Below are 19,924 nucleotides of genomic sequence, written 5' to 3'. Positions count from 1 at the left end.
AAGCTAAGCAGGACAAAAGGAATCTGCATGAAACAAATGAGGGATGAGCATGGAAGGACAAGAATTTGTTCATTTACACGTCCATAGTGAATATAGTTTATTAGATGGGGCTAGTCGCATCGACCAACTCATTCAAGAAGCTAAGAGGCTGGATATGAAAGCCCTAGCTTTAACTGACCATGGGGTGATGTACGGTGCCATTCCCTTTTATAAAGCCTGTAAAGCAAATGGGCTTAAACCTATTATTGGTGTCGAGGTTTATGTGACGAATGCTCCTTTGGAAGAAAGGGCAACAAAGGGGAAATTAAAGCTCCATCATCTTCTTCTACTAGCCGAGAATTACGAAGGCTATCAAAACCTGATGAAGCTTACAACGAAGGCTCATCTTCATGGTTTTTATTACAAACCGCGAGTGACAAAGGAATGGCTTCAGAAGCATCATAAGGGCTTAATATGCTTAAGTGCTTGCTTGGCTGGTGAAGTACAGCAAGCCCTTCTCACCGGCCAGCCTGATGAAGCGAAAGCGATTGCTTTAGAGCACCAACAGATTTTTGGAGTAGAAAATTACTTTTTAGAGCTGCAGGATCACGGTATGTCCGAGCAAAAAATATTAAACCAGAGACTGATGAAGCTAGCTCAGGAAACGGGGATCCCACTTGTCATCACGAATGATGTCCATTATACATTGAAAAAGGATGCTGTAGCTCACGACTGTTTGTTATGTATCGGGACAGGTAAGAAGGTTGCTGAGGATGATCGTTTAAAGTTTCCTAGTCCTGAGTTTTACTTGAAAAGTGCTGAAGAGATGAAGAATCTATTTCCTTACGCAGCTGAAGCTTTCCATAACACAGCCCGAATTGCTGAACGCTGTAACCTTGACATCCCCATGGGAGTAGAAATCCTGCCAGCGTTTCCCGTGCCGGAAGGGAAGTCAGCCCTACACTATTTGGCAGAGGTTTGCCACCAGGGAGTTACAACTCGCTATTCAGTGATAACGGAAGAAATAAGTCAGAGATTAGAATATGAGCTTTCTGTCATAGGTCAAATGGGCTATGCGGATTACTTCTTAATTGTCTGGGACTTTATGGAGTTTGCCCATCGAAATGGAATCATCACAGGTCCAGGACGTGGATCTGCTGCAGGAAGCCTAGTGGCTTATGTGTTAAATATAACAAATGTTGATCCAATGAAGTACAAGCTGCTATTTGAAAGGTTTCTAAACCCTGAGCGAATTAGCATGCCCGATATAGATATTGATTTTTCAGATCGAAGAAGAGATGAGGTTATTCAATACGTTGCAAGGAAGTATGGGAAGGAGCATGTTGCCCAAATTATTACATTCGGTACGCTTGGGGCGAAAGCAGCTATACGAGATGTAGGACGTGCTTTGGATGTACCTTTAACCTTAGTTAATCGTGTTTCAAAGCTGATCCCCTACAGCTATGGCATGAACCTTGAACGGGCCATTAAGGAGTCTGAGCAGCTTCAGCGCTTAATGGAGGAGGATGAACAAATTAAGCAGCTTATTCATACGGCTAAGCAGCTTGAGGGAACAGCAAGGCATACGTCCACTCATGCAGCAGGAGTTGTTATTTCTGAAGAGCCGCTTACCCATTATGTTCCTTTACAGGAAGGGCACGAAGATGTAGCTTTAACCCAATATGCGATGGAAGACCTAGAGGACATTGGACTATTAAAAATGGATTTCTTGGGTCTTAGAAATCTGTCATTGCTAGAGGAAATCCTCCAAATTATTAATCAAAACGTTTCTAGTGAGGAACCCCTTACCTTAGAGCAGATTCCTATGGAGGATGACAAGACATTTCAGCTTTTATGTGAAGGTGATACGTCAGGCATCTTTCAGTTAGAATCTGATGGGATGAGAAGTGTCTTAAGGAGATTAAAGCCAAGTAGCTTTGAGGATATTATTGCTGTACTCGCTCTATATCGTCCAGGCCCCATGGAAAACATACCTATGTTTATTGATGCGAAGCATGGACGAATAGAGGTTGAGTATCCTCATCAGGATTTAATTCCAATACTAGAGGATACGTATGGAATTATCGTCTATCAAGAGCAGATCATGCAGATTGCTTCTAGTATGGCTGGTTTTTCCCTTGGAGAGGCTGATTTATTAAGACGAGCTGTGGGGAAGAAAAAGAGAGATTTGCTAGATCAGGAGCGAACCCATTTCGTTGAAGGATGTATCAAGCAAGGCTATAATCCAGAGGTTGCCGAGCATGTATATGACCTCATTGCTCGATTTGCTAATTACGGCTTTAATCGTTCTCATTCTGCTGCATATGCTGTTATTGCTTACCAATTAGCTTATTTAAAGGCCCACTACCCTGTGGCTTTCATTGCCTCTCTTCTGTCAACCTCTATTGGACATGCAGATAAGGTTTCTGATTACTTAAAGCAGGCTTCCTATAGAGGAATTGATGTACTACCTCCTTCCATTCAAAGTAGTGGGGCTTACTTTACAGTAGAGGAAGGACAAATTAGGCTAGGACTCAATGTGATAAAAAATGTCGGTCTTCCTGCTATTCGTGAGATCGTCGAGGCAAGAACGAAGCAGCCCTTCAAAAATCTGTTGGATTTTTGTCAAAGGGTTAGTCTAAAGGTTTGTAATCGTAAGGTGATAGAATCCTTAATAATGGCTGGAGCCTTTGATCAATTGGATATGCATCGTGCTCAGGCGTTAGGGAATCTTGATCATATTCTAGAAATGGCAGAACAAGCACAAGGGCAAGGAGTAAGCGACCAACTGTTTTTCTTTGCCGATGAACTACCAGATGATTATAAATGGGTGGAAATTCCTCCATTCACAGCTCTTGAGCAATTGAAGCTAGAGAAGGATATTTTAGGCTTCTACCTATCTGGTCACCCGCTTGATGTATTTCGTCAGAGAGCTAAAAGCTATCAAGCTACCTTTATCCCTGATCTAAGTGATAAAGAAGGGAGCATGGTACGAACCATAGGCATCATTCAAAAGGTGAAGAGGATTAGAACGAAAAAGGGGGAGCCGATGGCTTTTGCTACGATTGAGGATCAGGGGGGAGAGCTGGAGCTTGTTCTTTTTCCGAAAATTTTTCAGGATCATATTCCTCTTTTTGAAGAAGGAAACATGGTGTTTATTGAAGGAACGCTTGAAGCCAAGCTAAAGGATGAAGGCTCACAGCTTATTGTCTCTAAAGTGCTTGAGCTTTCTAGTCTTCCAGATCCAAAGGAGAGAGACATTCAAGAAACGAACGAAGACTCAAAAGTGTTGGAACAGCTTTTTATAAAAATAGAGGCAAAAGCGGAAAATAGTGAAAAACTACAAGCCCTAAAAGATCAATTATTAAAGCATTCCAATGGGGAAACACCTGTCTATCTGTATTATGTACAAAATAAGAAGCTTCTGCATGTAGAGGGTGTTTACGTCCGTGTCGATCCAAAGCTGATTCAGAGGATTGAGCAGATATTAGGCTATGACCAAGCGGCTATCCTCAAGCAGGATTCATAGAGTTGGCACCGAATCCTTTATTTACACTAGCCGTTCATTTGGTATAATGAAAAACAGGTATATGTCCTAGAGCAATGATTCGTGAACAATAAGGAGAGTGAACGTTGTGGCTACCACTAGAGAAGAATCACTACATTTGCATAGAAAGAATCAAGGAAAACTAGAGGTTAAATCAAAGGTACCTGTTCGCAACGCAAAGGATCTAAGCTTAGCTTATTCTCCAGGTGTGGCTGAACCATGTAAAGATATTTTTGATCACCCTAAGAAGGTTTATGAATATACGATGAAAGGAAACATGGTTGCCGTTGTAACCGATGGTACAGCTGTACTGGGATTAGGAAATATTGGACCAGCTGCTGCGCTACCTGTTATGGAGGGGAAAGCTGTTCTTTTCAAATCATTTGCTGGGGTAGATGCGTTTCCTATCTGTTTGGATACAACAGATGTGGACAAGATAGTAGAAACGGTCAAACTATTAGAGCCAACTTTTGGTGGTGTGAATTTAGAGGATATCGCAGCTCCGAATTGCTTTGAAATTGAGGAGCGATTAAAAAAAGAAACGAATATACCTATCTTCCATGATGATCAGCATGGTACCGCTATCGTTACTTTAGCGGGGCTAGTGAATGCCTTAAAGATTATTGATAAAGATTTAAGTGAGATTAAGGTCGTAGCAAACGGTGCAGGAGCTGCAGGAATTGCTATTATCAAGCTATTATTGCGCATGGGTGTTAAGGATATTATCATGTGTGATTCAAAAGGAATTATCTACGAAGGACGTCCATTTGGCATGAATGCCATTAAGGAACAGGTAGCTCGTTCTACGAATAGAAACCGTGTTGAAGGAAACCTGGCTGACGCGATGAAGGATGCCGATGTTTTTGTAGGTGTATCCGTTGCCGGGGCTTTAACAAAAGAAATGATTCAAACGATGCACAAGGATCCGATTATCTTTGCCATGGCCAATCCTGATCCTGAGATTATGCCGGAGGATGCCAAGGCAGCAGGAGCAAAGGTTATTGGAACGGGACGTTCTGATTTTGCTAATCAAGTGAACAATGTTCTAGCCTTCCCTGGAATATTCAGAGGGGCTTTAGATGTATATGCCACCCATATTAATGAGGAAATGAAGCTTGCAGCCGTGTATGCGATTGCGGATTTAATTACCGAGGAGGAACTACACGCTGATTATGTAATTCCTGCTCCATTTGATCCTAGGGTAGCTCCAGCTGTAGCTGCTGCAGTAGCAAAAGCAGCAATGGAAACTGGAGTAGCAAGAAAACAAGTAAATCCTGAAGAAGTAGCTGAAAATACTAGAAAATTAACGATGATAGATCGTGAATAGGAGGATTCAGCAATGTGGACGGTCATTTATATAGCACCTAGTATGAAAATGGCAGAAAAAATACAACACCGTCTCGCTGATGAAGGATTTTTATGTAAGGTAAGACAAAGTCAGCATGGAAAGCAATTTGAAATTCTTGTTCCTGAGGCAGAGATCGAGGAAATAAGAGAAATTCTTAGCTCCATACTGCAATAACTGTACGATGAATAAAATGTGGCATAAAAGATGTGGTGAGGTGTTTACGTGTTAAAGGATCTGTTTGGGAAAAAAAGAAAATATGCAACAATACCTTCGGAGCAAGCGAAAAAGGAAATTCCTGAAGGGCTTATGGTGAAATGTAAGCAATGTGGAAGCATTCTTTATACGAAGGAGCTAACTAAAAACCTACACGTTTGCTCAACCTGTCAGTTCCATTTTCCGCTTTCAGCGGCTGAACGCTTAGCCATATTGCTGGACGGAGGCGAGTATCAGGAAATTGATGCCGACATGATTTCTGTTGACCCACTTGGATTTCCAGATTATGCTGATCGTTTAGCGGCTACTACGAAAAAAACTGGCTTAAATGAAGCCATTATTACCTGTGAAGGGAAAATTAAAGGGCATCCCGTTGTTGTTGGTGTGATGGATTCTCGCTTTATCATGGCTAGTATGGGTTCAGTTGTAGGGGAAAAAATAACAAACGCGATTGAGCAGGCTATTGAAAAAAAGATTCCTTTCCTACTTTTTTCCGCCTCTGGTGGAGCTAGAATGCAGGAGGGAATCCTAAGCCTGATGCAAATGGCGAAAACAAGTGCAGCTCTTTCTAAATTAGATAAGGAAAAGGGACTGTTTATCTCTATTCTGACACATCCTACATATGGTGGAGTTTCTGCTAGCTTCGCCTCTTTAGGTGATTATAATATAGCTGAGCCAGGAGCTTTAATAGGGTTCGCTGGAAGGCGTGTTATTGAACAAACGATTCGCCAAAAGCTCCCTGAGGATTTTCAAACGGCTGAGTTTCAATTGAAGCATGGTCAGCTTGATATGATTGTTGAGAGAAAAGAGCTTCGTGATCAGTTAGGCACTATTTTAGAGATTCATTCGACCTAGTTTGGAGGTGAAGTGGCGTGCCAGGTGAATTACCTTTTGAACGTCCCTTGGTTGAACTACAAAATAAAATAAATGAATTAAGAAGTTTTACTTCCGAGAAGGACATAGACTTTTCTGAGGAAATAAAACGCTTAGAGGAAAAAGCAGTCAGGCTGTCTGAAGAAATTTATGGTCATCTTACGCCTATGCAACGCTTACAGATAGCTAGACATCCTCAAAGGCCAACAACTTTGGACTATGTCCAACGTATTTTTCAGTCCTTTATTGAAGTCCATGGAGATCGGCAATATGGTGACGATGCGGCTATTGTAACGGGAATATGTATGCTTGATGGTCAGCCGATTACCGTAATTGGTCATCAAAAGGGAAAAGATACGAAGGAAAACATCAGAAGAAATTTTGGAATGCCTCATCCAGAGGGCTATCGTAAAGCCTTAAGGGCCATGCAGCAAGCAAATAAGTTTGGTAGACCTATTATTTGTTTCATTGATACACCAGGAGCTTATCCTGGGATTGCTGCTGAGGAAAGAGGACAAAGTGAAGCAATCGCTAGAAATCTAAGAGAGATGGCAGGCTTTGAGGTTCCTATTATCTGTATTATTATCGGTGAAGGAGGAAGCGGAGGCGCATTAGCGATTAGTGTAGGCAATCATATATACATGTTAGAAAATGCCGTATACTCCACCATTTCACCAGAGGGAGCAGCTGCTATTATATGGAAGGATGCTTCCCAAGCACAGCGTGCGGCGGAGGCAATGAAAATCACAGCCCCTGATTTGCATCAGATGGGTATTATAGAAGGTGTAATTGCTGAACCTAGAGGTGGGGCACACCTTAATTTGGATGAACAGGCTGCAGCCATTAAAGAAACCATTCAAGCGGCTTTAGAAGATTTGAAGAAGCAGAATGCAGATGAACTGGTTGAATCCCGTTATCAAAAATTTAAGAAGATCGGCAATTTCACATATAAAAAATAAGGTGAAATGGTTTGAGAAATGCTTCTGAAGAAAAGAGTTTCAGGAGCATTTTCGTACCAGAGGGGAGGACATACAGTGAAAAGAATAGGGGTTTTAACTAGCGGAGGGGATTCTCCAGGGATGAACGCAGCTATCCGAGCTGTAGTCAGAAAATCGATGTTTCATGAGCTAGAAGTATTTGGTATTTATCATGGATACCAAGGTCTAATGAACAACAACATAAAAGAATTAGACTTAGGCTCAGTTGGAGACATTATCCACAGAGGTGGAACGATTCTAGGAACGGCACGTAGCGAGGAGTTCAAAACAGATGAAGGGCAGCTAAAGGCGGTAGAGAATTTAAAGCAGCACGGCATCGACGGGCTTGTAGTTATTGGTGGGGACGGCTCTTTCCGTGGAGCAGAAAAGCTTAGTCAAAAAGGAATTGCTGCTATTGGTGTTCCAGGAACTATTGATAATGACATCCCTTGTACTGATTATACGATTGGCTTCGATACAGCTTTGAATACAGTCATTGAGGCAATCGATAAAATTCGTGATACGGCTACTAGTCATGAAAGAACATTCGTCATTGAGGTCATGGGGCGCGATGCGGGGGATTTAGCGCTATACTCGGGTCTGGCAGACGGAGCTGAAACGATCCTGATTCCAGAGGTTGAATATTCCATTGATGACGTAGTAAACCGATTACAGAGAGGTTTTGAAAGAGGGAAGAAGCATAGTATTATTGTGGTAGCTGAGGGCTCTAGCGGTGGTTTGAAGATTGGGGAAGAAATTACAGAGAAAACCGGCCTTGAATGCAGAGTAACTGTATTAGGGCATATTCAGCGTGGAGGCTCCCCAACAGCTGCCGATCGAGTTCTTGCTAGTCGCTTAGGCTCCTTTGCTGTTGAGCTTTTGCTACAGGGAGAAAAGGGGAAAATGGTAGGCATACAGAATAACAGCTTAGTAGCCACACCTATTTCAGAAGCACTTGCTCAGAAGCACTTTGTTGATTTATCTATATATAAATTAGCTAAGGAACTATCCATCTAGTCAAAGGCTGGTATATGGATTAAATATAAAAAAATAGATAGAAGAAACGAAAAGGAGCTTGGATGATGAGAAAAACCAAAATTGTTGCCACAATTGGTCCAGCTAGTGAATCTGTGGATATGTTAAAAAAACTGTTTGAAGCTGGATTGAATGTAACACGTCTTAATTTTTCACATGGAGATCATCAAGAACATCTAAATCGAATTAATAATATTAAGGAAGCAGCTAAGCTAGCAGGTAAAAACTTCGCTCTTCTTTTAGATACTAAGGGCCCAGAGATTCGTACCGGTGTGCTAAAGAATGAACCGATTGAGCTAGTAGAGGGGAATTCTTTAATCATTTCTACTGAGCAAATTGAGGGTACAGAAGAGAAAATATCAGTGAGCTATGAGGGGCTTGTTCACGACGTACAGGTTGGAAGCCGGATTTTAATAGACGATGGTCTAATTGAGGTTGAGGTTACGAGTATTCAAGGAGCAAATCTACACACAACTATTTTAAACGGTGGGCAGCTTAAAAGCAGAAAAGGAGTTAACGTTCCTGGTGTATCTATAAAGCTGCCTGGCATCACAGAAAAAGATGCTGCTGACATTCGTTTTGGATTGGAGCATGGGATTGATTATATAGCTGCATCCTTTGTTCGAAAAGGAAGCGACATTCTAGAGATCCGTAAGATTTTAGAGGAGCATGGTCAGGATCATGTACAAATTATCGCTAAGATTGAAAATCAAGAAGGCGTAGACAACATTGATGAGATTCTACAAGTAGCTGATGGTGTCATGGTAGCCCGTGGAGATTTAGGGGTTGAAGTACCAGCAGAAGAAGTGCCTATCATGCAGAAAATGATGATTCGTAAATGTAATGAGCTAGGGAAGCCTGTTATTACGGCGACTCAAATGCTAGATTCCATGCAACGGAATCCTAGACCAACCAGAGCCGAGGTTGGAGATGTGGCCAACGCTATCTTTGATGGTACGGATGCGGTTATGTTATCCGGAGAGACGGCTGCTGGAAAATATCCATTAGAATCCATTACGACAATGGCTAAAATTGCAGAAAGAACAGAAGAAGCTATTCAGTATAAAGAATGGTTAGATCAGCGTTGTAGTGGACGTCAAGCAACGATTACGGACTCCATTAGCCAATCCGTGTGTAACGCTGCATTAGACTTAAAGGCAGCAGCTGTATTAACTCCTACTGAAAGTGGATATACAGCAAGAATGGTATCAAAGTACCGTCCGAAAGCTCCAATTATTGCTGTAACTCCGCATGAACAGGTGCAAAGAAAGCTTTCCTTAGTTTGGGGAGTATACCCTCTCCTAGCAAAGAATGCTGCATCAACTGATGAAATGCTTGATATCTCTGTGGATTCAGCTGTACAATCTAAGCTGATCAAACACGGTGATTTACTCGTTATTACAGCTGGTGTTCCTGTTCGTGAAACAGGTACAACAAATATGATGAAGATTCATGTGGTAGGAGACATTGTCGCAAAAGGACAAGGTGTAGGCAAAACGGCTGTATCAGGGAAAGTAGTTGTAGCTAAAACTCCACAGGAAGCTATCGAAAAAGGCTGTGAAGGGAAAATTTTAGTGACTACGGCAACGGATAAGGATATGATTGGGTGCTTTGAGCAAGCTATTGCTGTGGTAACTGAAGAAGCTGGTTTAACGTCTCATGCAGCAGTAGTGGGACTGAGCTTAGAGGTTCCTATTATCGTTGGAGTTGAGAACGCAACAGACCAATTTAAAGATGGAGATGAAATAACAGTTGACTCTATTCGTGGTCATATTTATGTAGGACATGCCAAGGTATTGTAACATTCATTAAATACAAAGCTAGGTGTTGATGAAACAATGGGACATCACTCAGAAATTAGAGTTCGCTATAAAGAAACGGATCAAATGGGAGTCGTCCACCATGGGAATTATTTAACTTGGTTTGAAGTAGGGAGAACAGATATGCTCCGTCATTTTGGCCCTGGCTACAGAGCAGTAGAGGAATCAGGACTTTTGCTACCAGTAACGGATGTTTCCCTATCCTATCATAAACCAGCGTTATATGATGATTTAATCACCATTGACACAAAGTTAATTTCTTATACGGGCATTAGGATGACTTTTCATTATACCGTCAAAAGAGAAGAAGATGTGCTAGTTACAGGGGTAACTAAACACTGCTGGACAACCAAGAGCTTGAAGCCTGTTCGGTTAAAACATGTATCTCTAGAGCTACACCAGCTTATGACAGACGTTTTGGAAGAGAATAGCGATGATTAGAAAGCTACTTATTTTGCTTATCATTGTCACAGCTCTTGAGATAGTTGGACTTGTTCTAGTTAGTCAATGGATTGGACTTGGCTATACGTTTGGGCTGCTACTAGTTACAGGACTGCTAGGTGTGTGGTTAGCTAAAAAACAAGGTCTTCAAACAATACAGCTTGTTCAGATCCAATTAGCACGTAAAGAGATTCCAGGTCAATCCTTACTTGATGGGGTTTGTATTCTAGCTGGTGGAATATTTCTTATCGCCCCTGGCTTTCTTACAGACATTCTAGGCTTGCTCCTGCTTCTTCCATACACCCGAAATATCGTGAAAGCTTGGCTTGTTAGCCGGCTCTCAAAGATGGTTCAATCTGGGCAGTTCTTTGTCATAAGAAGAAGGTAAGTCATTTATACCAGCAGGCAAAAAAGAAAGGTAAGCATCTCCTAGGAGAAAGCTTACCTTTCTTTTTTAATATGATGGTCACGATTAATATCTTTGTAGAAATTCTTCGATTTCCTCTTGAGACTTACGATCTGCGCGAAGATGACCAATCTTTAAACCTTCCTTGTATACCAGTAAACTAGGGATACCTAACACCGCTTCAGACTCACCAATTTCAGGAAATTCATCTCTGTCCATTGTATACCAGTTTTTATCTTGATGCTGCTCTACAATTTCATCAATATATTGGTCTAGACGTGTACAATCAGGACACCAGGTTGTGTAAAACTTTATGACCGCTGTTTGACTGCCTCCAGTAATGCTTTTGAATTCATCGACGCTTTTAATTTGTTGCATAAGAACACCTCTTTTTATCGTTAGGATTTAATTCTGAATCTACCACGTAGACTTTGTTTTGTCTAATTTTATGACTCTAAAAAAGTGAAGTGATTGTCACCACAACAACCTAAACTTGAGGCTTTCCTTTGATGAATGTCCACAGATCCCTAAACACTCCAGCTCGATGTAACGCACCTAGGATAACCATTGAAGCAGGACCAATGATCAATCCAATTAGTCCAAATAATTGAAAGCCGACAAACAAAGCAACAAGAGTAAGCAATGGATCTAATCCAACATTTGTTCCTAAAATTTTTGGCTCCATCATCTGACGCTGGATAAGTACGATGGCATATAAAATAGATAGACCAATAACCATACCGTACTCTCCCGTGATAAATAGATAGATGATCCAAGGAACAAAGATCAGTCCAGTCCCGAGATAAGGAAGCAAATCAACTAGACCAATAATCAAAGCAATGGTTAAGGCGTATTCAACTCGGAGAATAAAGAATCCAATGAGTACGATGACGAATGTGATGGAAATTAAGGTGAGCTGTGCTTTTACAAAACCAAATACAGCTTTGCGTAAATCTTTAATAACTGCACCACTTCGTTCATGCAAACTGGTAGGTAATAAATTTTTATACTTCTCCCTAAGTTTAGGCCAATCCTTACTAATGAAAAAGGACGCTAGCAACGAAATGACAAAAGCTGTAGCCATCGTTGGAATCTTACTAAAGAATCCGACAAGTCCGTTCATGATGGTGGTAACAAGACTTTGAACCCAATCAACTAACGTAGAGGTAAAGGACTCAACTTGTCCTTCTATGTTTCTACGTACCTCAGGATCTAAGGAGCTGTAGAAGTCCGTAAAGTTATCGTAAAAGGCCAACACATCCTGCATAAAAAATTCCTGTATTTGTATAAAATAGTTTTCTACATATTGTGGTAGAGACGTGGTCAGCTTATTGATTTCAGAAATGATTTCAATCACAACTAAGGTAACAATTGTAGCTAGGATGGCAATCAAGAGAATGATCGCTATCGTCACTGCCAACCATCTAGGAAACTTTAGCTTAGCTTCAAGGAAGTTAACCAATGGATTGTAAAGGAGAGCAAGTAGCAATCCTATCAAAAACGGATAAACTAAACCTAGTCCATAAAAAATTCCAAGCAGAACTCCTATTGTGGCAAGTAGAACAACAATAAAACGAACAACAGCTCCCCAAAATTCTTTGCCCAATCAAATCCCCCCAACTCACGTTCTTTTAAAACACAGCATGCTCTGCAAACTCTATGTATGTTCTTTATGTACCCTTATTAAAATTATCTTACCCTTTTATAGCTTTATGTACAAATGATTAGGATATGAATCCTCTTACAAGACATGATAAGTAAAGTATGTTAGAATAAAAGATGTGAGTTTTCTCGAAAGGAAGCGACAGCATTGTCAGGAACCACAGGATTTTTATTACTGTTACTGATTATCGGATTATTGGGAAAAAACGTCTCTATAACTGTAGCAGTTGGATTCCTATTGATAATTAATTGGTTAGGTTTTGGACAGAAGGTCTATCCTTTTCTACAAGGACAGGGTCTAAATATTGGAATTACGGTCATTACTATTGCTATCCTCGTCCCGATCGCCTCTGGTCATATAACACTACAAGACCTTTGGTCTTCCATGAAATCTACTTATGGCCTCGTAGCCTTGTTTTCAGGACTAGTTGTTGCAATCTTAGGTGGTTTTGGTGTCAAGTTACTTGCGGATGATCCGCAGGTAACGATCGCTCTTGTGTTGGGGACAATATTGGCCGTTACGTTTCTTAAAGGCGTAGCAGTTGGACCACTAATTGGTGCCGGAATAGCTTACCTCATTATGAAAGCGGTCCAATTTTTTCATTGAACATTCATTCACAAACCTAACCAAATAAATTATACTATTATGTAGATAAACTACATAACAGAATTGAACAAGATTAAAGGAGAGATGCAATGTGAGTTCTCGCGGCTTAGAAGGAGTAGTTGCTGCTGAATCATCAATTAGTTCTATTATTGATGGAGTACTAACCTATCGAGGGATCGATATCGACGACCTTGCTGATAACGCTAGCTTTGAAGAGGTTATTTATCTGCTTTGGCATGGTAAGCTACCCACTCAAAGTGAGCTTGATCAATTAAAGAAGGACTTAGCTACGAATGCTTCAATTCCACAGGAAGTAATTGATCAAATTCGCTTGTATCCAAAAGGAATCCATCCAATGGCTGCGCTTAGAACGGCCGTATCTGCGTTAGGCTTATATGACCAGGAAGCAGATATCATGGCAGAGGATATTAATTTTCAAAAGGCGATTCGTCTACAAGCAAAGATTGGTACAATTGTTACCGCCTTTGCCCGAATAAGAGAAGGAAAAGAGCCTGTAAGTCCAAATACTGAATTAGGCTTCGCAGCGAATTTTGTTTATATGTTAACAGGTGAAAGTCCATCTGATATTGCTGTTGATGCTTTTAATAAAGCGTTAGTGTTACATGCTGATCACGAGTTTAACGCGTCTACGTTTACAGCTCGTGTAACAGTTGCCACATTATCCGATATGTACTCTGGAATTACTTCAGCGATTGGTGCCCTTAAAGGTCCTCTGCACGGTGGGGCTAATGAACAGGTTATGGCTATGCTAGAGGAAATCGGAGAAACTGAAAAAGCAGAGGAATATATTCAGAACGCTCTAAACAATAAAGAAAAGATTATGGGCTTCGGTCACCGTGTGTACAAGGATGGAGATCCGAGAGCTAAGCATCTTAGAGAAATGTCTAAGCGCCTAACTCAAATTACAGGTGAGCCTAAATGGTATGAAATGTCCGTGAAAATCCATGATCTTGTAGAAGGACAAAAAGGATTAAAGCCAAATGTAGACTTCTATTCAGCATCTGTATATTACAGCTTAGGGGTAGCTAGAGATCTATTTACACCTATTTTTGCTGTTTCACGTGCGTCAGGCTGGATTGCTCATATTTTAGAGCAATATGCAAACAATCGCCTGATTCGTCCTCGTGCTGACTATGTTGGACCTCAAAAGCAAGAGTATGTTCCAATTGAAAAGCGCGCATAGGATAAGCTATAAGCAGGACGCGTAAGAAAATCAGCTGTAATTGAATATAATTGAAGTGCATGTAAAGATATTTTTATATCGTTTTAAAAATAATTTATATATGATTAAGCAAAATGGAGGGAAGAAATCATGCCAGATTTTAAAGAATTCAGCTTACCTACTTCAGGTGAGAAAATCACTGTGGATCAAAACGGAAATTTACAAGTTCCTAATAACCCTATCGTTCCTTTTATCGAAGGGGATGGGACAGGCCCAGACATTTGGGCAGCGGCTTCAAGAGTCCTAGATGCTGCGGTAGAAAAAGCATATAACGGTGAGAAAAAGATTGCTTGGTATGAAGTATTTGCAGGAGAAAAGGCGTACAATACGTATAATTCTTGGCTTCCAGAGGATACGTTAACAGCTATTCGTGAATATTTAATCGCCATTAAAGGTCCATTAACAACTCCAATTGGTGGTGGAATTCGCTCTCTTAATGTAGCATTACGTCAAGAACTAGACCTATATGTTTGCTTACGTCCAGTTCGTTATTTTGAAGGAGTTCCTTCTCCAGTGCGTCATCCTGAGCTTGTTGACATGGTTATTTTCCGTGAAAACACAGAGGATATCTATGCAGGAGTAGAATGGCAATCTGGTACAGATGATGTGAAGAAGATCTTAAAATTCTTACAGGAAGAAATGGGTGTTAAAAAGATTCGTTTCCCTGAAACGTCTGGTATCGGGATCAAGCCGGTTTCTGTTGAAGGAACAGAGCGATTAGTTCGTTCTGCTATTGAGTATGCTCTTACTCACAAACGTAAAAGCGTAACATTAGTGCACAAAGGAAACATTATGAAATTTACAGAAGGTGCTTTTAAGAATTGGGGTTATGAGCTAGCAGAGCGTGAATATGGAGATAAAGTATTCACCTGGGCAGAGTATGACCGTATTGTTGAAGCACAAGGAACAGATGCGGCGAACAAGGCACAGGCTGATGCAGAAGCTGCAGGTAAAATCATCGTTAAAGATTCTATCGCTGATATTTTCCTACAACAAATTCTTACTCGACCAGCTGAATTTGATGTAGTGGCTACGATGAACCTAAATGGAGATTATATCTCTGACGCTTTAGCTGCACAGGTTGGTGGAATTGGAATTGCTCCCGGAGCTAATATTAACTATGTAACAGGTCATGCTATTTTTGAAGCGACTCACGGAACGGCTCCAAAATATGCTGGCTTAGATAAAGTTAATCCATCCTCCGTATTACTTTCTGGAGAGCTACTTCTTCGTCACTTAGGATGGGATGAAGCAGCGGATAAAATCATGGCTTCCATTGAAAAAACAATTGCTTCTAAAGTAGTTACGTATGATTTCGCTCGTCTGATGGATGGCGCAACTGAAGTGAAATGCTCTGAGTTTGCAGATGAATTAATTAAAAACCTTTAAGATCTTTTGCTTGCACGAATAGGAAACCCGAAAAGGAACCCCATGAGACAAGGAGAGAGAATAAGTGGCTATTAAACGTCGTAAAATTTCTGTCATTGGTAGTGGTTTTACAGGAGCTACAACAGCTTTAATGCTTGGTCAAAAAGAGCTTGGAGATGTTGTACTAGTAGATATTCCACAGATGGAGAACCCTACAAAAGGGAAAGCTTTAGACATGCTTGAAGCAAGCCCCGTTCAGGGATTTGACTCCAATATTGTGGGGACAAGTGACTTTGCTGATACAGCTGATTCTGATATTGTTGTCATTACAGCAGGAATTGCTCGTAAGCCTGGCATGAGTCGTGACGATTTGGTCAACACAAATGCTGGGATTATGAAATCTGTGACAGAGCAAGTTGTGAAATACTCTCCAGAGAGCATTATCATTGTATTAACAAACCCTGTGGATGCGATGACATACACGGTTTACAAAGCATCAGGCTTCCCTAAACATCGTGTTATCGGTCAATCAGGTGTTCTTGATACAGCGCGCTTCCGTACCTTTGTTGCTCAAGAGCTGAACGTTTCGGTTGAAGATGTAACTGGTTTTGTTTTAGGTGGTCATGGAGATGACATGGTACCACTTGTTCGTTACTCCTATGCTGGTGGTATTCCTTTAGAAAAGCTGATTCCAAAGGATCGTTTAGATGCGATTGTAGATCGTACACGTAAGGGTGGCGGCGAAATCGTAAACCTACTAGGCAACGGTAGTGCATACTATGCACCGGCAGCTTCCATCGTACAAATGGTAGAGGCGATTCTGAAGGATAAGAAAAGAATTCTTCCATCCATCGCTTTCCTAGAAGGGGAATACGGCTACGATGGATTATACCTAGGAGTACCAACTATTCTTGGTGGTGCAGGCATTGAAAAAGTAATAGAGCTTGAGCTTACAGCTGAAGAAAAGCAGCAGCTAGACCAATCAGCTGATTCAGTAAGAAATGTGATGAAGGTATTGGGATAAGCTTTAATAAGAAACATTCATACTTTTTGTGAATCGTAATATTGATTCTAGAAAGCGCATATGCAGAGATTCTGCATATGCGCTTTCTTAGCGTATAAGAAAGTATAAAATTTGATACCATGTTTTCTTCAAATTTTATACTTTCTGACGGCAAGAAAAGCTTCCTCTAATGATGGACTAGACGACTTCTTCGAGAGGGCTTCGATAGAAGCTTTTCTTATTGAGATGAGGGGTTTGCGAATCTACGTAAATCATGGTATGATTTTTAGCACAAGAACAATATGGATATGTAAGTGTTTTCAAGTAAAGTACAGGAAATGAATAGCAGGAGCTAAATGTAGAGGAAAAGTAGGATGAAAATGGAATGGGGGCGAAGCAAAAATGCTTATGGGAAAGAAGAGAGCGTTAGGACAATATGTAGATCAAATTCAGGTAGGAGACTCTTTTCATACGGAATCCAACATTGAAGATAAAGATATTTTGATTTACTTAGGGTTGTCAGATGATGCTAATCCTGTTTATATTCAACACAACTATGCCGTTCAAACTGCTTATCAAAAGCCTATTGTACCTCATGTTATGCTTGTGGGGATTGTTTATAGTAGTATTAATAAGCACATCCCAGGTCCAGGGAGTGTTGTGTTATCTAGTCAGTTTGAATTTCCTGAGGTTCTATATCATTATGCCAAGATTGACACTCATTTAGATGTAATCGCTCTACATCCTAAGCAAAATGAGGTTACATTTTCTGTGCTAATCAAGGATGAGCAAAGCCGAACCGTGCTTAGAGGAAAGGTTAAAGTAGCACCTCCTCTGCCTTTAAAGCCATTACATGAAAACGCGTTTGAAAATTTCTAAATGAGTATTTATACCATTAAAGAATTTTATAGATAATTTTCCAGTATAAGCGGGGCGAGTAGCCCTTGCTTTTTTTTACAGTCTAAGAATTTATAAAATTTGATACAATGATTTCTTCAAGTTTTATAAATTCTGGCTGCATGCAAAAGCTTCCTCTAATGATGGAACTAGACGACTTCTTCGAGAGGGCTTCGATAGAAGCTTTTTTTATATTTACTAATTGAGACTCTTCCTTTACAATTTTTTAATAATAAAACAAACATATTTTCATAAAACTTTGATAAGCTTAGTATATTATTTCCCTATTTAATAAGGTAGTTAAGGGAGCTAATGAGTTTAAGTGAGGAAAAGTGGCATAAATAGTAGGGGGGTACCATGAGCCAAAAAATATTAGTAGTCGATGATGAAGAATCCATTGTGACCTTATTGCAGTTTAATTTAGAGCAAGCTGGCTTTAGAGTTGTAGCGGCGTATGATGGTCAAGAGGCTCTAAGGTTAGCCAAGGAGGAGCGCCCTGAATTAATTGTATTAGATATTATGTTGCCTGAAATAAGTGGGATAGACGTATGCAAGAAGCTAAGGCAGGAACAGGTTCATATCCCTATCCTCATGCTAACAGCGAAGGATGATGAATTCGACAAAGTGTTAGGTCTAGAGCTTGGAGCAGATGATTATCTAACAAAACCTTTCAGTCCTAGAGAGGTGACGGCTAGGGTAAAGGCGATCTTAAGACGGACTCATATGAGTCAAACAGAAAAGATTTCAGACCAAGTCATAGCTATTGGCCAGCTTGAAATTCATCCAGAGCAATATGAAGCTTTCTTTGACCAAAAACCAATTGAATTAACACCAAAGGAATTCGAATTGCTCGTATATATGGCTAAAAACGCAGGAAGAGTAATGACACGTGAGCAGTTACTCAATGCGATTTGGAATTATGATTTTGTTGGTGATACACGAATTGTAGACGTGCATATCTCACATTTGAGAGATAAGATTAAAGCGAATTATATTAAAACGGTAAGAGGGCTAGGCTATAAAATTGAAGGGCCAGACAGACGTGAATAAACTCTTCAGCAGGCTAACCATCTCTATTATAGTGATTATTGGACTTACTTTGTTTTTTCTAGGCTATTTTATTTGGGCTACTGTACTTCATATTGTTCCTGATGGAGGTAATTATCTACTCATTGGGTTTAGTACTGCTTTTGTTATTCTTAGTTTTTTAGTTTATCATTTTGTCCGTAGGGCATTAAAGCCAATTAATGAGGTTAGCTCATTAATTAAAGACTTGAGTGAAGGGCATTACTGGCGGAGAGTTCACTCTGTGGAGGCCGATAGCTTACTATATGGCTTAACTAGCTTTACTAATAACCTTGCTCAGCACCTGCAAAGGACAACGGAGCGTCAATTTATTAATGAAAATCGCTTTCGAGCATTAATACGATACATGGGAAGCGGATTGCTTTTTATAAATCAAAAGGGCAAGATTGAGATTACGAATGAAAAAGTAATTGACTTACTACAATGGGAAGAAAATTATCATGACGTGCTTTATTATGAAGCGCCCTTCCCTAAGCAGATCATTAACTTGATTCAAGAAACATTGATGGAAGACAAGGAAATTAAGCAACATATTACGCTAGAGTCAGATCTGAATCTTATTGAGGTTGATTTGTCCATTGCGCCAGTAAATGATGTGGAAGGAAAAATTAAAGGGGTAATAATCTTATTTCATGATATTACAAATTTAAAAAAACTAGAGAAGATTCGAGCAGACTTTGTGGCTAACGTGTCTCATGAGCTAAAAACACCTCTTACCTCTATTAAAGGGTTTTCTGAAACATTACTGGAAGGTGCCATGTACTCAGAGGAGCACCTAAAAAAGTTCCTTGAGATTATCAGGCTGGAATCCGATCGTCTTCATCGTCTTATTCAGGATCTATTGCATCTTTCCCATATTGAGCAAAGAAAATTCCAGCTAAAGTGGGAGGATGTAGATATCCACAACGTTATTCAAAATGTTCTTCTACTAGTAGATAAAAAAGCAGATGAAAAGCACATCCTGATTGAAGCAGACTATGATTTAAGCCAAGCTTATATCATTAAAGCTGATAGTGATCGCTTTCAGCAAATGATTTTAAATTTAGTTAGTAACGCCATTCAATATACCCCTGAGCAGGGGAAGATCACCATCTCTATTCAACCCTGGAAGAACGGCAAGGGGTATAAAGTGAGTGTGGAGGACACAGGAATAGGAATAAAAACCTCAGAGCTACCACGTATTTTTGAACGCTTTTATCGAATTGATAAAGCCCGAAGTAGAAGTTCAGGTGGAACAGGACTAGGCCTTGCTATTGTTAAGCACTTAATTGAAGCACATCATGGAGAAATAAAAGTAAGTAGTAAAGAGGGGCAAGGGAGCAAATTTAATCTATTTCTGCATATTGATCCACAGACGGATTGAAAGCTCGAGAGCGAATGACATCATTATAGATGGTCATTCGCTCTTTTTTGAGGCTA

18 protein-coding genes are annotated in these 19,924 nt (G+C 40.3%); 16 read left to right on the top strand and 2 right to left on the bottom strand.

Annotated elements, in window-relative coordinates; translation table 11 throughout:
• Window positions 1-49 precede the first annotated feature (49 nt).
• The 9 genes from J2S11_RS00445 (at window position 50) to J2S11_RS00405 (ending at window position 10,621) form a co-directional block, all read left to right on the top strand.
• Window positions 50-3,508, top strand: a complete 3,459-nt coding sequence (locus J2S11_RS00445) for a DNA polymerase III subunit alpha (protein ID WP_307389432.1) — start codon at window positions 50-52, stop codon at window positions 3,506-3,508.
• 106 nt (window positions 3,509-3,614) lie between these two features.
• Entirely contained in the window at window positions 3,615-4,853 is a 1,239-nt protein-coding gene (ystJ, locus tag J2S11_RS00440) for an NADP-dependent malic enzyme (protein WP_307389427.1), read from the top strand.
• Between the two features lie 12 nt (window positions 4,854-4,865).
• The gene (locus tag J2S11_RS00435) at window positions 4,866-5,048 is read left to right on the top strand and encodes a glutamate decarboxylase (RefSeq protein ID WP_307389424.1); all 183 of its coding nucleotides are present in this window, start codon (window positions 4,866-4,868) and stop codon (window positions 5,046-5,048) included.
• Between the two features lie 48 nt (window positions 5,049-5,096).
• Window positions 5,097-5,942 carry an acetyl-CoA carboxylase, carboxyltransferase subunit beta gene (gene accD / locus J2S11_RS00430; protein ID WP_307389421.1) on the top strand — a complete coding sequence of 282 codons (846 nt, stop codon included), beginning with the start codon at window positions 5,097-5,099 and terminating at the stop codon, window positions 5,940-5,942.
• Between the two features lie 17 nt (window positions 5,943-5,959).
• The gene (gene accA, locus J2S11_RS00425; protein ID WP_307389418.1) at window positions 5,960-6,919 is read left to right on the top strand and encodes an acetyl-CoA carboxylase carboxyl transferase subunit alpha; all 960 of its coding nucleotides are present in this window, start codon (window positions 5,960-5,962) and stop codon (window positions 6,917-6,919) included.
• Between the two features lie 75 nt (window positions 6,920-6,994).
• Window positions 6,995-7,954 carry a 6-phosphofructokinase gene (gene pfkA, locus J2S11_RS00420; protein WP_307389415.1) on the top strand — a complete coding sequence of 320 codons (960 nt, stop codon included), beginning with the start codon at window positions 6,995-6,997 and terminating at the stop codon, window positions 7,952-7,954.
• Between the two features lie 62 nt (window positions 7,955-8,016).
• Window positions 8,017-9,774 (top strand): pyruvate kinase, encoded by a 1,758-nt coding sequence (pyk, locus tag J2S11_RS00415; RefSeq protein ID WP_307389410.1) that lies wholly within the window; start codon window positions 8,017-8,019, stop codon window positions 9,772-9,774.
• Window positions 9,775-9,810: 36 nt separating this feature from the next.
• Window positions 9,811-10,233, top strand: coding sequence for an acyl-CoA thioesterase (locus tag J2S11_RS00410; protein ID WP_307389408.1), 423 nt, complete (start codon window positions 9,811-9,813; stop codon window positions 10,231-10,233).
• A complete protein-coding gene (locus tag J2S11_RS00405; protein ID WP_307389406.1) occupies window positions 10,226-10,621 on the top strand; it encodes an FxsA family protein in 396 nt (131 codons plus the stop codon). Before J2S11_RS00410 ends, J2S11_RS00405 begins: the two co-directional genes overlap by 8 nt.
• 84 nt (window positions 10,622-10,705) lie before the next feature.
• On the opposite strand, the gene J2S11_RS00400 is transcribed toward J2S11_RS00405, so the two are convergent.
• Entirely contained in the window at window positions 10,706-11,017 is a 312-nt protein-coding gene (locus J2S11_RS00400; RefSeq protein ID WP_307389403.1) for a thioredoxin family protein, read from the bottom strand.
• 109 nt (window positions 11,018-11,126) lie between these two features.
• Window positions 11,127-12,245, bottom strand: coding sequence for a sporulation integral membrane protein YtvI (ytvI, locus tag J2S11_RS00395; RefSeq protein WP_307389402.1), 1,119 nt, complete (start codon window positions 12,243-12,245; stop codon window positions 11,127-11,129).
• Between the two features lie 204 nt (window positions 12,246-12,449).
• Here ytvI and J2S11_RS00390 point away from each other — a divergent pair, with 204 nt between their 5' ends.
• The 7 genes from J2S11_RS00390 to pnpS all read left to right on the top strand — a co-directional run bounded on the left by J2S11_RS00390 (window position 12,450) and on the right by pnpS (window position 19,868).
• Window positions 12,450-12,908, top strand: coding sequence for a DUF441 domain-containing protein (locus tag J2S11_RS00390; protein ID WP_307389400.1), 459 nt, complete (start codon window positions 12,450-12,452; stop codon window positions 12,906-12,908).
• 91 nt (window positions 12,909-12,999) lie between these two features.
• Entirely contained in the window at window positions 13,000-14,112 is a 1,113-nt protein-coding gene (gene citZ, locus J2S11_RS00385; RefSeq protein WP_307389398.1) for a citrate synthase, read from the top strand.
• 129 nt (window positions 14,113-14,241) lie between these two features.
• Complete coding sequence (gene icd / locus J2S11_RS00380) at window positions 14,242-15,540, top strand: NADP-dependent isocitrate dehydrogenase (RefSeq protein ID WP_307389396.1); 1,299 nt, start codon at window positions 14,242-14,244, stop codon at window positions 15,538-15,540.
• A gap of 64 nt (window positions 15,541-15,604) precedes the next feature.
• A complete protein-coding gene (mdh, locus tag J2S11_RS00375; RefSeq protein ID WP_307389394.1) occupies window positions 15,605-16,543 on the top strand; it encodes a malate dehydrogenase in 939 nt (312 codons plus the stop codon).
• Window positions 16,544-16,924: 381 nt separating this feature from the next.
• A complete protein-coding gene (locus J2S11_RS00370; protein WP_307389391.1) occupies window positions 16,925-17,401 on the top strand; it encodes a hotdog family protein in 477 nt (158 codons plus the stop codon).
• A 375-nt stretch (window positions 17,402-17,776) separates the two neighbouring features.
• On the top strand, window positions 17,777-18,469 hold the full coding sequence (locus J2S11_RS00365; RefSeq protein ID WP_307389389.1) for a response regulator transcription factor: 693 nt from the start codon (window positions 17,777-17,779) through the stop codon (window positions 18,467-18,469).
• A complete protein-coding gene (gene pnpS, locus J2S11_RS00360; protein ID WP_307389387.1) occupies window positions 18,462-19,868 on the top strand; it encodes a two-component system histidine kinase PnpS in 1,407 nt (468 codons plus the stop codon). Before J2S11_RS00365 ends, pnpS begins: the two co-directional genes overlap by 8 nt.
• Window positions 19,869-19,924 lie beyond the last annotated feature (56 nt).

It is taken from the genome of Bacillus horti, assembly GCF_030813115.1.
Classification (GTDB): domain Bacteria; phylum Bacillota; class Bacilli; order Caldalkalibacillales; family JCM-10596; genus Bacillus_CH; species Bacillus_CH horti.
This window is presented reverse-complemented; position numbering and strand designations above follow the sequence as displayed.

Bases quoted from the DNA above. Each gene is read 5' to 3' on its own strand.
- J2S11_RS00400 (WP_307389403.1), bottom strand. From the start codon at position 11,017: ATGCAACAAATTAAAAGCGTCGATGAATTCAAAAGCATTACTGGAGGC.
- icd (WP_307389396.1), top strand. From the start codon at position 14,242: ATGCCAGATTTTAAAGAATTCAGCTTACCTACTTCAGGTGAGAAAATC.
- J2S11_RS00405 (WP_307389406.1), top strand. From the start codon at position 10,226: ATGATTAGAAAGCTACTTATTTTGCTTATCATTGTCACAGCTCTTGAG.
- pyk (WP_307389410.1), top strand. From the start codon at position 8,017: ATGATGAGAAAAACCAAAATTGTTGCCACAATTGGTCCAGCTAGTGAA.
- J2S11_RS00435 (WP_307389424.1), top strand. From the start codon at position 4,866: ATGTGGACGGTCATTTATATAGCACCTAGTATGAAAATGGCAGAAAAA.
- J2S11_RS00370 (WP_307389391.1), top strand. From the start codon at position 16,925: ATGCTTATGGGAAAGAAGAGAGCGTTAGGACAATATGTAGATCAAATT.
- J2S11_RS00365 (WP_307389389.1), top strand. From the start codon at position 17,777: ATGAGCCAAAAAATATTAGTAGTCGATGATGAAGAATCCATTGTGACC.
- J2S11_RS00410 (WP_307389408.1), top strand. From the start codon at position 9,811: ATGGGACATCACTCAGAAATTAGAGTTCGCTATAAAGAAACGGATCAA.
- J2S11_RS00445 (WP_307389432.1), top strand. From the start codon at position 50: ATGGAAGGACAAGAATTTGTTCATTTACACGTCCATAGTGAATATAGT.